The 12,632-nt window shown below is 43.4% G+C and carries 11 protein-coding genes; 3 read left to right on the forward strand and 8 right to left on the reverse strand.

Features of this window, described 5'->3' with window-relative positions:
- Positions 1–184: 184 nt before the first annotated feature.
- Positions 185–2,209, forward strand: a complete 2,025-nt coding sequence (locus tag GQ671_RS06630; RefSeq protein ID WP_160654502.1) for an acyltransferase family protein — start codon at positions 185–187, stop codon at positions 2,207–2,209.
- 160 nt (positions 2,210–2,369) lie between these two features.
- Positions 2,370–3,548 carry a glycosyltransferase family 4 protein gene (locus GQ671_RS06635; RefSeq protein WP_160654504.1) on the forward strand — a complete coding sequence of 393 codons (1,179 nt, stop codon included), beginning with the start codon at positions 2,370–2,372 and terminating at the stop codon, positions 3,546–3,548.
- A 74-nt stretch (positions 3,549–3,622) separates the two neighbouring features.
- Here the strand turns inward: GQ671_RS06635 and GQ671_RS06640 are convergent, their stop codons facing one another.
- The 4 genes from GQ671_RS06640 to GQ671_RS06655 form a co-directional block, all read right to left on the reverse strand.
- A complete protein-coding gene (locus tag GQ671_RS06640; RefSeq protein WP_160654507.1) occupies positions 3,623–3,970 on the reverse strand; it encodes a hypothetical protein in 348 nt (115 codons plus the stop codon).
- A gap of 16 nt (positions 3,971–3,986) precedes the next feature.
- Positions 3,987–4,562 (reverse strand): hypothetical protein, encoded by a 576-nt coding sequence (locus GQ671_RS06645; protein ID WP_160654509.1) that lies wholly within the window; start codon positions 4,560–4,562, stop codon positions 3,987–3,989.
- A gap of 15 nt (positions 4,563–4,577) precedes the next feature.
- The gene (locus GQ671_RS06650) at positions 4,578–5,474 is read right to left on the reverse strand and encodes a hypothetical protein (RefSeq protein WP_160654511.1); all 897 of its coding nucleotides are present in this window, start codon (positions 5,472–5,474) and stop codon (positions 4,578–4,580) included.
- Between the two features lie 229 nt (positions 5,475–5,703).
- Entirely contained in the window at positions 5,704–6,810 is a 1,107-nt protein-coding gene (locus GQ671_RS06655) for a glycosyltransferase family 4 protein (protein WP_160654515.1), read from the reverse strand.
- Between the two features lie 302 nt (positions 6,811–7,112).
- On the opposite strand from GQ671_RS06655, the gene GQ671_RS06660 reads away from it, so the two are divergent.
- Positions 7,113–8,252, forward strand: coding sequence for an O-antigen ligase family protein (locus GQ671_RS06660; RefSeq protein WP_246153185.1), 1,140 nt, complete (start codon positions 7,113–7,115; stop codon positions 8,250–8,252).
- Positions 8,253–8,262: 10 nt separating this feature from the next.
- Here the strand turns inward: GQ671_RS06660 and GQ671_RS06665 are convergent, their stop codons facing one another.
- From GQ671_RS06665 to GQ671_RS06680, 4 genes are all read right to left on the reverse strand, one after another.
- Positions 8,263–9,018: a WecB/TagA/CpsF family glycosyltransferase gene (locus GQ671_RS06665; RefSeq protein ID WP_246153186.1), complete on the reverse strand. Its 756-nt coding sequence runs from the start codon at positions 9,016–9,018 to the stop codon at positions 8,263–8,265.
- A gap of 79 nt (positions 9,019–9,097) precedes the next feature.
- Complete coding sequence (gene tagH, locus GQ671_RS06670) at positions 9,098–10,471, reverse strand: teichoic acids export ABC transporter ATP-binding subunit TagH (protein WP_160654521.1); 1,374 nt, start codon at positions 10,469–10,471, stop codon at positions 9,098–9,100.
- Positions 10,472–10,482: 11 nt separating this feature from the next.
- Positions 10,483–11,304, reverse strand: coding sequence for an ABC transporter permease (locus GQ671_RS06675; protein ID WP_160655051.1), 822 nt, complete (start codon positions 11,302–11,304; stop codon positions 10,483–10,485).
- Between the two features lie 35 nt (positions 11,305–11,339).
- The gene (locus GQ671_RS06680) at positions 11,340–12,518 is read right to left on the reverse strand and encodes a CDP-glycerol glycerophosphotransferase family protein (protein WP_281354837.1); all 1,179 of its coding nucleotides are present in this window, start codon (positions 12,516–12,518) and stop codon (positions 11,340–11,342) included.
- Positions 12,519–12,632: the final 114 nt, after the last annotated feature.

Here is a 12,632-nt window from a genome sequence, read left to right on the forward strand (position 1 = left end):
CTTGCACATTATTATATATATTTAAAAAGACATATTACATTTTTCATAATATTTAAAAAATTAAGCAGAAGGACAGCGTGGCAAAAGAGAATTGGATTCTACAAATCAAGGACGCCTGGGTACCCGACCACCCATGATGTAATGGCAGATCGAGTTTTTATAAAACTTTAAAGAGGGTCATATTATGTCAAAATCAAATATGAAGATGTATAGAGAGAAAAAGCAGTTCAGACCAGAAATCGAAGGCTTGCGTATTGTAGCAGCCCTGCTTGTAGCGATTTATCATATATGGATGCAAAGGGTATCCGGCGGTGTGGATGTATTCTTCGTAGTATCCGGTTTTCTCATTACCGCTTCCCTTTTATCGAAAGCAGGGAGAGATGGTACAGTCAATTTCTTCGAATTCATACTGGGACTTGCAAAGCGTCTGCTTCCTGCTGCCTTCACTGTACTGCTTACCGTTGTCATAGCGGGTTATTTCCTGCTTCCTGAAGTTCAATGGAACCAGACGATAAGAGAAGTATTTGCTTCAATTTTCTATTTTGAGAACTGGCAGCTTGCTTTATCGAATACCGATTATCTGGACCAGAGCAATGAAAAGAGTCCTGTACAGCACTTTTGGGCCATGAGCATCCAGGGACAGTTCTATATCATCTGGTTCTTTATCATCATATCCGCGCTTTGGATCAGTCAGAAGTTTACCAGGGATATTAGAAAAACACTATTCATCATTCTGGCGGTTCTGACGGCAGCATCCTTGAGCTATTCGATCTATATTACTGGTTCAAACCAGCCATGGGCCTATTTCGACACTGGAGCGAGAGTATGGGAGTTTGCGCTTGGCGGCATACTGTTCCTAGTCATTACCAGGATCAGGCTCTCGCCCGGGATAAGCAGTGTAGCGGGCTGGGTCGGTTTCATCGCACTTGTCAGCTGCGGCATTCTGCTTGATGTGGGTGGACAGTTCCCCGGATTTATCGCACTCTGGCCCGTACTGGCAGCCGTACTTGTCCTGGCAGCCGGAGAAAATCCGACAAGATTCGGAGTGGAAAAGTTCCTGGGTTCCAGACCCATGTTGAAGCTGGGTGGCTACTCATATGGTCTGTATTTATGGCATTGGCCAATACTGGCATTCTATTATGCACTCATGGAAACAAGGAATGTACCGGTCCTCCATGGCATCCTTATTATTCTGGTATCATTCATGCTATCCTGGGCAGTGACCAATGTGATCGAGAAACCGATCAGAAGCATCAAGGAAAAGAATCGTTATCCTTCCAAGGCAATTGCTGCATTAGTTATTGTGACGGCCCCCGTTTTCATAGCCAACACAGTTTGGAGCAGTTCGATCAAAGATGATGTGGACGAGAGCACGGCAGGGTGGTCGGAGGAGTTTCCAGGAGCGATGGCAGTGGTGAACGGCATGGACATCCCCTATGATGCAAACACCGAATTGCTGCCCAGTCCTGCGAATCTGGATATCAATATGGCAATCACCTACGAAGTTGGGTGTCATCATGAAGATGGTTCGGAAGATTTGCCGGTATGCGAATACGGTGAATTGGAAAATCCGGAATACGAAGTGGTGCTGGTGGGCGGCTCCCATGTTGTCCCTTGGCTGAGCACACTCCAGACCTTCGCAGAAGAAGAAAACATCAAGATATACAACATCACCAAAATAAGCTGCCGTTTCAACGGGGAAGGCATTGGAGAGGAGATGTCGGAGTATTGCCCCGAGTGGAACAAGATGGCCAAAGAGAAGGTCATCGAGCTCCAGCCAGACCTGGTCATCGTGAATACGGATTTAGGGACACCGGCATCTCCAGAAGTCGAGCCTGAGCGGGTTGAACTGTACAGGGAGTTGGAAACCCACGATCTTGAAATATTCGGTATCAGGAATAATCCACGTCCCCTGTTCGATATGAGTATGTGTGCAAATCCTCGGAATATAGACCGGGAAGAGTGTTCCGTTGACGCCCAGGAGTATGTCCCTCAGCCAAGCAAATGGGAGGGAGTAGAGAACAAACCCTCCAATGTCACTGAATATGATTATTCGGAGTATTTCTGTCCGGACGGCAGCTGTCCAGCCATCATCGGAAAGCGGATCGTATACTTTGACGGATTCCATATGTCGAGAAGCTATGCCGAGTCTTTAGGTCCTATCGTCAGGGAGGATCTGATGGATGAGTTGAAGGATACAGGACGTTAAAATTTATTTATCTAACCGAGCCCTGAGGAAGTTTTTATGATAAAAAGCTTTCTCAGGGCCTTTCTTTTTTTCATTTCCCATTGATGTGACAAGTATATGTCCTCGTTATGTTACAATTCTAGTTGCTTGTATAATATTAAAATACTTTAAAGGTGACTCAATGAAAATATTACTTATTACACAAAACTTCTACCCCGAAATTGGTTCGGGTGCAAATAGATTCAAGAATCTGTACATACAGCTGTCAAAAAATCATGATGTCACAGTACTTACCACCCATCCGACATACCCGAATGCCAAAATGTATCAGGACGACAAGTACTGGAATGAACCAAAGATCAATGATTCGAACGATATATTGAGATTAAAAATGCGGAGTAATAAGCAGGGGAAGTCCATGGTCTCACGGATGCTCTATTATCTTGAGCTTTCGTATAAGGTCAGGACCTATGTCCGCCAGTACCAGCATGAGTATGATGTCGTATATGTAACGACACCGAATATATTCATTCCCTGGTCCGCTTTCTTTTTCCAGAAGAAGATCGAATCGACACGTAGAATACTCGAAGTCCGCGATCTGTGGCCGGACAGTGTCCGGGACATTGAGAAGATCAATATTGATAGGATCTATCCAATCTTAAAGTTCATGGAGAAGCGGATGTACCAGAAAGCCGATAATATTATCATCAACAACGAAGGGTTTCGCGCACATATTGCCAGGATGGTGCCATTGAAAAAACAATTATTCATACCGAATGGTTTTACTGAAGATGAGGTCGATTTCAAGTCCGTACCTGAGGAATTCAAAGTCATCTATACTGGCAATATCGGTTTTGCCCAGAGCTATGAGCAACTGATAGATGTGGCCCATCTGCTTGAAGAGCGGCAGATCATATTCAATGTAGTCGGTTATGGTGTCAATGCGCATAAATTCAATGACTACATAAAGAAGCATAAATTCAAATATATCCATACGTACAATGAGAAAAGCCGTGAGGAATGTCTCGATATGATCCGTCGCCACAGCGTACAACTTTCTTTGCTGAAAGAAAGTGATGTTTTCCTGAATGTACTGCCGGGTAAGATTATTGACGGAATTGGTTGTGGGATTCCGGTAGTGACTAATCTCGGAGGCTATACGAACCAGATGATCAACAACTATGAGGTTGGGTTTGCAAAAGAAAAAGCGACAGCTGAAGAAATTGTGAATGCAATAGCGGGAATCAGAAGCAACGCAGAACGAGAAGAGACATACCGTAGAAACTCCAAAGTTCTGCTTGATGAGAAGTTTCTCTGGGAGAATAATATAGAGAAGCTTGAACAACTTCTTGTAAAATAGTAGTAGTACTAAAACAGAGGGCATTGGTAATTTCCAACGCCCTCTGTTTTATGTTTTAAACTATTTCTTTTGATTTAGTTAAGCCCATTTCTAATCTCAGTTATTCTATCGCCACTGTCCAATTGGTCTAGTATATCATTGGAATGTTCTTGGATAGTTCTGGATAAGATAGTAATGAGAATTTCGTTTAGAAAAACTACAATCAAGGATCCGAAACCGGCTACATAATAAGCAGTGGCTCTGGTTGTGTTGATAATGTAGTTATATGCGTCACCACCAACATAAGCATTTCTACTGGTCCCATAATACGATTCACTTTGTTCATAAACAAACAGATGATAAGTACCCATTCCAATAGCTGCAATAAATAATATCAAAAAAAAGTATCTTACGATTTTTAAAAAATATATTTGTTCTTTCATAACAGTCTCCTTTTCATCAATTCATCGAATGAGTGGCTAGTTCCATCTTATCTATACTCGTATTAAGTTGCAGGGTATTATTTGATGTTCTTGCTTCTTCAGCGTCAGTGAGTGCCTCTAAATATTCTTCATAGCTTTCAGTATGGTACCTATGCTCATACTCCATCCTATATGGAATGTGATCAGCAATAAGCTCTATATACATGGAGTGGTTATCTTTTAAAGTTTCTACCAATAAAGGGTAGTCCATAGCACTATAATTTAAAAAATAGTATTGATTATCTTCGCTATGTAGGGATGATTGATAAAAATCAAATGCGACATCTGCAGATTCAGATACTGTTCTTTTTAGTTCAAGTATCTTATCTTCTTTCCTATTTCGTAATGTAGTACTGCTGAGAAGTTCATTTGTACTATTTAATTCCTCCAAAGCATTATAGTAATTCTTCCTTAAGTCTATATCGTTATAAGCGATTTGCAATTGAGATTGATGCTTCTCAATTGTTCCAGGTTGGGTTTGGTAAGCAATCACAATCAATATAACTAAGAGTAAAGATATGATTAGTGTTAAATTTATCGCTTTTTTGGTCATGATTATTCCTTTCTTCTAATCAACAGGTAGATTTTCCAACTCTGTATAGCTCGATATATATATTTGATCATCTTTCTTTACGATCTCATACATTACATAGACCTCATAAACACCATTTGAATTGTCATGTGAATATTCTCGGTATACGTAAGCATTTGCTGAAGTGTCAGACACCTGTTCTACGTTATCTACTAGGACAGAATATGTCATATGATCTGAAAAATATCCACTTTCAAAATTTGAAAGAACAGTATTATATGCTTGCGACCTTTGTTGTATGTAATCTAACGCAATATCATCAATACCATTATAGTAATTTGGGAGATCAAATAAATAATTTGTGATAAAGGTCTCAGTCTCTTGTAAATTGATAGATAGGTCAAAATCTGCTGTATTATCATTTTCTTTGCTATCTAGAACTTCAAAAGAATATTTGACAGCGCACTCCAAGCATCCACTGCCTGGTGCTTGAGGTAATATATTTTCAGCCACTAGACTCTTATAAGCTTCGAATTGTTGGTTCATTGGCACATTTTCGCACTCAGTCAATTGAGACATGATGCATTGCTCAGCATCCGAATAATTACTATCTGTGATTTCTTGAGGAGTTTCTTCAATTGATAATTCATCGTTAATAGAGTTTTCTACTGTGTTTTTCGATACAGTATTCTCATTCGCACTTACCGGTGCTTCTTCATCATAGTCTGAAGGATAGAAATCTGTATTAGTAATCTCAGACTCTCTATTTTCTAGAGCTTCAGCAGTCATTGAAATTGACTTGTCTAATTCCTCTTTTTCATCATTTAGATCACTAACGGATTGGTTGATTTTAGAAACTTCTGTATAAGTGTTAAAAAGAACATAAGCCAGTATAAAAGATAAAACAATAGGTATAACATATAAAGTTTTCAAAATTATCCCTCATAACCGATTAATTTATATTTATTGTAAGTTACAGTATGGATTTAATCAATATGTAAAAAAATGTGAAGGTATCATTAGTTAATAATATAAATGGATTCTTTATTAACATGTTTTTTTAGCATAGAAAAACTTCCTTCAAAGTTATCACTGTTAAGTGTCTATTTTGAAGGAAGTATATCCAATCAGGTACTTTGCAACTTGTTATATAGACTGTAGACTATTCCACAGCGGCTTTTCTCAACGCATCTTCCTGCAGTACGATTCTGTATATATTGAAGAGGTTTCTATTGATCGCTTCTGCATCGAAGAACTGTGAAGCGATCTTGTATGAAAACTCACCTACAGACCTGATTCTCTCCGGATAATCAAATAGATAATCGAGATCACTTTCTATACTGCCAACTTGATAATTCTTAAACTTGTAGCCTGCACCACCGAAGTTGTTATGTACACCCGATTGCCAGTTATCGTGATTGATCAATCCAATGTAATTTTTACTGCCGACTGCGATTACGGGTTTGCCGCACGCCATTCCTTCTATGGCAGATCTGCCAGGCGCGATGATGATATCGCAATCGAGATATGCTTTTTTCAGCTGCTTATCCACCAGCCATCCTTTGAACTCGACCTGATGCTGGCTGTTCTGCAGAAACTGCTTGCATAAGTTTATGAAATCATCCTTGAATGTACCATCACCGACGATATGAATATTCAATTTCATATTCTTCTTATGCCCGATGTGATTGACCGCCAGAAGCATGATATCAATGATGAACTGTTTATCCTGATCAAAACGGGTGATCAACCCAATGTTCAGTTCACTTGAGGATCTATTGTAGAATTTTGGCCTTTTGAAAAGTTTTCTATCGTATCCATTAGGCATGACATAATATTTTTCATGATGTTTTTTAACTTTGCTCTGCAGGTTTGCTTTGATGCCTTCTGATACTGTTATAACTGCGTTCAGTTGATCAATATGCTTTCTCAATTCATCATGCCACATCCCATGATAGGTCTCGATTATAGGAACATTGTGCTTTCTGCCGTACATTAGAGCGGAATGTTTCGAAGGGCCTGGATGGAAATGGATCAGATCAAAATAGACATCTGTATCTTCTATAAGCGCTACAGTATCCTCCGGACTCGAAAAATCTGTAGGTATCGTATTAATCCCCTGGCTTTCCATTCGCTTCTGTAGCAGCCCGGGTTTCAGTACAACATGGACTTCACACTTCTGCTTTTTCATATACAGTGCAGAGGCAAATACGTTTTCATGCAGACCACCCATCGGTGCGTTGAAATAGACTATGTATAACAGTTTCATAACATCCTCCATCAATGATTGTTAGGATATCAATCTGAATCATTATTACCATTAAACTATAAATTCAGAAATGAATAAAGGATTTCCATTAAAAATTATGGAAATTGATGGAAACATTCTATCAGGATAGTTATACTGCTATTTTAATTTTATCTTAAACTGATCTGAGATGTTCTGTAATATATCAGTGGCATCATGGGTATGAGAGAAGTTAATAATAAATTGGTCTTTTGTCTTTTCAGATACTTTTATAATCGTTTCATGCTAAAATGACGTATCAGAAGAATGGGAGAGGTTCAGTTATGGCAAGAATCGACATGCATCGTTCATACTTCACTTACGAAGCACTCTTATTCATCGCGATTTTTACGCTGCTGTTCATTACGACAAATGTCGTCATGATCGACTATCGTGGTATACAAAGTATGGTGTCTTCACAGGATCCATTCATGATTCTGATACTGGGCGCAATTCTTGCCTATCTCTACAAAAACTCCACATTTTCATGGACACCGCTGAGAAAAGCTTTCCTCACTCTGTGGGGACTCTATATCGCCTTCGTATTTTTGAGTATGTTCATCGCCGACCATTTCGTCTTCACTGAAGTTTTGATACTGCTGATGGTGACAGTCATCCTCTTCTATAAAATACCGAAGCAGCTGATCATATACCTGGTGCTCGCTGCACTGATCAGTCTGCCGTCTCTGCTTATCGTCGACTACACGCTCAATGAATCAGGGTCAACATTGGTAATGGTGGTCACTGCGGGTTTCCTGATTGTACCACGAACGAATCGGGCCATGATTCTTTATATGCTACCGTCCTTTCTGCTGCTCAGCCTGATTACGACAAGCCGGACAGCAATGGGGACGTTTCTGTTGCTTGCAGCTTTCCAGCTTGCCTGGATCAACCTGTACCATACACCAAAGAGGCAGAAAAAATACTTCCTTGGCGCAGCAATCGGTGCTGCAGTTGCAAGTTTAATTCTATTTGCAGGACGCATCTATCAGTTCTTCATCGGATCAAGCCTTAGTCTCAACGATGGTTCATTCAGCTGGAATGCTTTAACGTCTATACGCTATGAACTATGGGCGACGGTCTGGCATAATAAACGGTGGTTTGGAGAAGGGCACAGTTACTTCAATTTTTCGGACTTTCCACATGCGCACAATATTCTGTTTGATACACTTGGACGCTACGGCATCATTGCGGTAATTCTGTTCATCCTGGTGCTCGGTGCCATATGGCTCTTGTCCATTACGAAATATACGCTGAGCATCTCCCTGTTCATGACGGCCTATCTATTGATCGGCATGTTCGAATACAACTATCTGTTCATGTTCGTCTACTTTTCACCAATTGTCCTGTTCTTCGTCCTGACGGCCTACATGTTGACGTTGAGGGAAGCACATATGAATACGATAGACATAAAGAAGCGCTGAGAAATTATTCTCAGCGCTTCTTGCGTGATCTGCTTTTATTGTAGCCGATGACTTTGCCGATCTTGTGGATGATCGGGACATGCAGCAGCATGAACTGGCCGGCTTTTACGACACGTATGATGCGTTTCGGCTGTCTGATCAGTCGGTACAGCCATTCGAGCTGGAATCGGATCCAGATGGATGGTGCACGCTTTGCCGTGCCTGACAGAACATCAAAACTGCCCCCGACGCCCATGAATACCCCTTTGTCGAACCGGTCGATGTGATCTCTGATCCAGCCTTCCTGTTTCATCATGCCAAGTGCGACAAGGATGATATCAGGCTTCGCCTCGACGACGGTTCTGACGAATGCTTCATCGTAGAGATCTGCGTAGCCGTGTGATCTGCCTGCGACGATCAATCCTGGATACTTCTCCCGTGCTTTTTCGACCGCTTTTTTATTTGAAGCTTCCTGTGCACCGATGAAGAATACACTATAGCCGTTCTCTGCAGCATGGGCGAGCAGGTGGTGCATGACATCGACACCGCATATCCGTTCATCAATCGGTGTGCCTTGCATCTTGGCCGCATTGATGATGCCGATGCCGTCCGGCAGTACATGGTCGGCAGACTGGACGGTCTCCTTGAATCGGGCATTGTGCCGTGTGGCCATGACAATCTCCGGGTTGGCAGTGACGATGAAGCACTTCTGTGCCTGTGTCAGACATGGATGGATGGTTTCATTGAGAAATACATCCATGGTTGTATTCGTAAAATCGATGTCCATAACTGGGACGCTCCTAAATTGTTCTGTCATACGATCCCCTCTGTTCATAGGAAAATACCGGCCAGAAACCGATTATCCTTTATTGATGATGGGAGACAATGCGCGCGTTTTGTTCATCATGTGTCCCACTGATGACATTGTTACTATGGATCCAGACTTCCGCATCTTCCCCTTTGATGCATCCTCTGTACCATACATTGTTCCCGATCAGTACTGTTTCCGAAGCAGTGAATGAAGCATCCGCATGATCCGCCAGTGATGCATGCACATACTGCCTGTGTCCGCCCCATGGAGCGCTTGATGCATAGCCTCTGCCACGCAGAACGAAGTCCTGATGATCGTAATCGACATGGATATGGACGTGGGAGGTCGTCTCGATGGCTTTGATCCACCCGATGACACCTTCGGTGGCACTGGGCTTTGTGCTGAGCAGGTAATAGTTCTCGAACTGGTAGGTTGCGACCCTTTTAACATAATATACCCGGTTTTTATAATTTTGAGCATCCAGCAGGTTGTCAGTGCTGTCCGGAGTTTCATATATATGTGTAGCGTGCGCTTTCAAGTGGGCGAGTCGGCTGATGGGCTCTACAGTGTATCCGTGCGCAGCGGACAGCTCATCTCCATCATCGAGGATCTTGAGGTTGCCGTACTGCTTATAGTTGTACTCGTTCGGATCCCGGTTCATCACCTGCGCGCGGTAGTCATCGCGTTCTTCCTTCGACATCGCCTGCCACTTCAATAGGAACGATTCGTAGAGGGGCAGGATATCCCGCACTTCACCGAATGCCTTGACCCGGCCGAATTCGAGCCACAGGATCTTGTCGCAGAAACTTTTCATCTGGCTGATGGAATGGCTGACGAAGACCATCGTCTTGCCCTGTTCCTTGAATTCGAGCATCTTTTTGAGACTCTTTTCGGCAAATGCCTTATCGCCGACGGACAGTGCCTCATCGATGATCAGGATGTCCGGGTCGACGTTGACACTGATGGCAAAACCAAGCCTGGACTTCATTCCACTCGAGTAGGACTTGACTGGCTGATCGATAAAGTTTTCCAGTTCCGAGAATGCAATGATGTCAGGTTCGAGTGCCTTGATCTCATTTTTTGAGAAACCGAGCATCAGACATTTAAGTTCAATATTGTCTCGACCAGTAAGCTCATCATTCAGGCCGGAAGCAACCGCAATCAGGGCTGTCTGTCCGTTGACGTGTACTTCACCGCCCGATTCTGGCACAATGCCTGCAATGATGTTTGACAGCGTCGACTTGCCGGAACCGTTGATACCGATGAAACCGACGACATCTCCCTTATCCGCTTCGAAATCGACACCGTTCAGCGCATGAAACGTGCGGCCATGGCTGCGTGGACTGAGCAGGTCCACGATGCGCGCCTTTTGGCTGTCATAGAGCGTGTATTGTTTGGTCAGATTTTTGGTGATGATTGCTTTAGTCATTTATATCCCTCTTATAGGTAGTCGATGAAATTCCGTCTGAACTTGATATGGAGCACTGATCCGATGGCGAGCATCACGGCAATGAGCCCCCAGAAGTAGAGCGTCATCTCCCAGTGGGTGACGAGATACCATTCGGTACCGAAAAATACGGAACGATAGCCTTCGATCAGATAGATCAAAGGGTTCAGCTGCATGATGCGCATTAATGTCGGAAAGTCGGACAGCAGTGACAGCGGCCATAGTACGCCGGAAAGGTATAGTGCCATGCGCAGAAGTGAATTGAGCAGCAGGTGCACGTCCCGGACGAGTGTCGATAGTGTGGAGGTGATCAGTGAAAATGAAAACACCAGCACGTAGGTGCCGAACACGAAGTAGAGCAGCTGGACGTAGTATATGTTGATGTAGTATCCGGCAAACTGGAAGACTATGAACGCAATCACCAGCATGAGGATATGGGTATAGAATTTCGAGAATATCGTAATATTCGGGATCAGGCTGAGCGGGAAGTTCATCTTCGACAGCATCTTCAGCCGCTTGTAGATCGACTTCGATGCCTCGATGCTGCCTTGGAAGAAGAATGTCCATACGACAAAGCCGATGAACAGCCAGAAGAAGAAGGGCACTTCCATCCCGCCCATCTCGATCGGCTCCCGCTGTCTGAGCGTCGCAAATACGAACCAGTAGATCAATATGCTGATCAGCGGTGTGAGGATCTCCCACACGATACCAAGGTAGTTGTTCTGGTTCTTGCTCTTTATGTCATACATGGACAGCCGTCTCACCAGATAGAAGTGGGACAGCTGTTCACGCAATACGATCCATATGGATTTCATCTGTTTTTCACAACCATTCATTCATCGTTGTTGAATTATACAATCTTATCATTTAAATGACAAACAATCTCGTCACAGACGCGCTTTGTGGCGTTACCATCCTCAAGAGCACAGTACTGTGTCCGGAAGGCAGCCGTATCATACTTCTCGTTGAAGTTTGCGGTTTCGGCAGCGTGGATTGCCCCGATGAGTGCATCTGTCGTCTGAACCAGTGGACCGGGAGCTTCCTGCTCGAAGTCGAAATAGAAACCACGCAGCTTGTCCCGGTAGTTGTCGATATCGTAAGTATAGAAGATCATCGGACGCTCGAGGTTGGCATAGTCGAAGAAGACCGATGAATAGTCCGTGATCAGCGTGTCGGAGACGACATAGAGGTCGCGTATATCCTCATACTTTGAGAAGTCGTACAGGAATCCTTCAAATCGGGATAGGTCCAGATTCTCCGCAATCAGATAGTGCAGTCTCAAAATGATGACATAGTCGTCGGACAGCTCACGGTACATCTTCTCCGTATCAAACTGCAGATCGAATTTATACTTTCCCCGCTCATGGTAGGAATCATCCCGCCACGTCGGTGCGTAGAGGATGATCTTCTTATCATCCGGCAGACCGAGGCTTTTCCTGATGTTCTCTCTGGTTGTCTCGTCATTATTTGTAAACAGATGATCGTTCCGGGGATAGCCCGTCTCAAGCACCTCCTTGTCGAACTGGAAGGCCCGTCTGAATATGTCCGTAGAATAGCGGTTCGGCGAGATAAGGTAGTCCCACTTCAACGCTTCCGTTGTAAAGTTCCGTTTGTATCTCTCGGTATCCGTTCCCGGCATATGTACTGTATCGATATCCGTGCCGAGCCGCTTCAATGGTGTGCCGTGCCACGTCTGCAAGTATGTTGTCCCTTTCGGCTTCGGAATCCATAGCGGCAGGCGGCTGTTGGTCACCCACAGCGTTGCCTTGTTCATATAGATCATCCAGCTCGGTGTGAAGCGGGAAACGTAGGGAATGCCGTATTCTTTGAATATGCGCGCATGCTTACGGTCGACACTCCACATCAGCCGGTACTCCGGATACTGGATTGACATGTACTCGTAGATCGCCCGGGGGCTATCGCTGTACTGCTTGCCGAGGAAGCTCTCGAACATGATCAGGCGGTAGTCCTTATGGAATGAACTGCCGAGCATCCGGAATAGTATTTTGTACAATTTTAATGTTGCCATTTTAATGAGCTTCATTTTCACCACACCTGTATTGATATTAATTTGGACATTTATGGTATAATCTTTACATTATCTTTACCATATTAACCATAGCTTAAATAATTATATCATCAA

The sequence above is a fragment of the Salinicoccus hispanicus genome (assembly GCF_009831115.1).
In the GTDB taxonomy this organism is placed as follows: Bacteria; Bacillota; Bacilli; order Staphylococcales; family Salinicoccaceae; genus Salinicoccus; species Salinicoccus hispanicus.

Bases quoted from the DNA above. Each gene is read 5' to 3' on its own strand.
- GQ671_RS06665 (WP_246153186.1), bottom strand. From the start codon at position 9,018: ATGGACATCGATTTTACGAATACAACCATGGATGTATTTCTCAATGAA.
- GQ671_RS06680 (WP_281354837.1), bottom strand. From the start codon at position 12,518: ATGGCAACATTAAAATTGTACAAAATACTATTCCGGATGCTCGGCAGT.
- GQ671_RS06660 (WP_246153185.1), top strand. From the start codon at position 7,113: ATGGCAAGAATCGACATGCATCGTTCATACTTCACTTACGAAGCACTC.
- GQ671_RS06640 (WP_160654507.1), bottom strand. From the start codon at position 3,970: ATGAAAGAACAAATATATTTTTTAAAAATCGTAAGATACTTTTTTTTG.
- GQ671_RS06675 (WP_160655051.1), bottom strand. From the start codon at position 11,304: ATGAAATCCATATGGATCGTATTGCGTGAACAGCTGTCCCACTTCTAT.
- GQ671_RS06630 (WP_160654502.1), top strand. From the start codon at position 185: ATGTCAAAATCAAATATGAAGATGTATAGAGAGAAAAAGCAGTTCAGA.
- GQ671_RS06655 (WP_160654515.1), bottom strand. From the start codon at position 6,810: ATGAAACTGTTATACATAGTCTATTTCAACGCACCGATGGGTGGTCTG.
- tagH (WP_160654521.1), bottom strand. From the start codon at position 10,471: ATGACTAAAGCAATCATCACCAAAAATCTGACCAAACAATACACGCTC.
- GQ671_RS06635 (WP_160654504.1), top strand. From the start codon at position 2,370: ATGAAAATATTACTTATTACACAAAACTTCTACCCCGAAATTGGTTCG.
- GQ671_RS06645 (WP_160654509.1), bottom strand. From the start codon at position 4,562: ATGACCAAAAAAGCGATAAATTTAACACTAATCATATCTTTACTCTTA.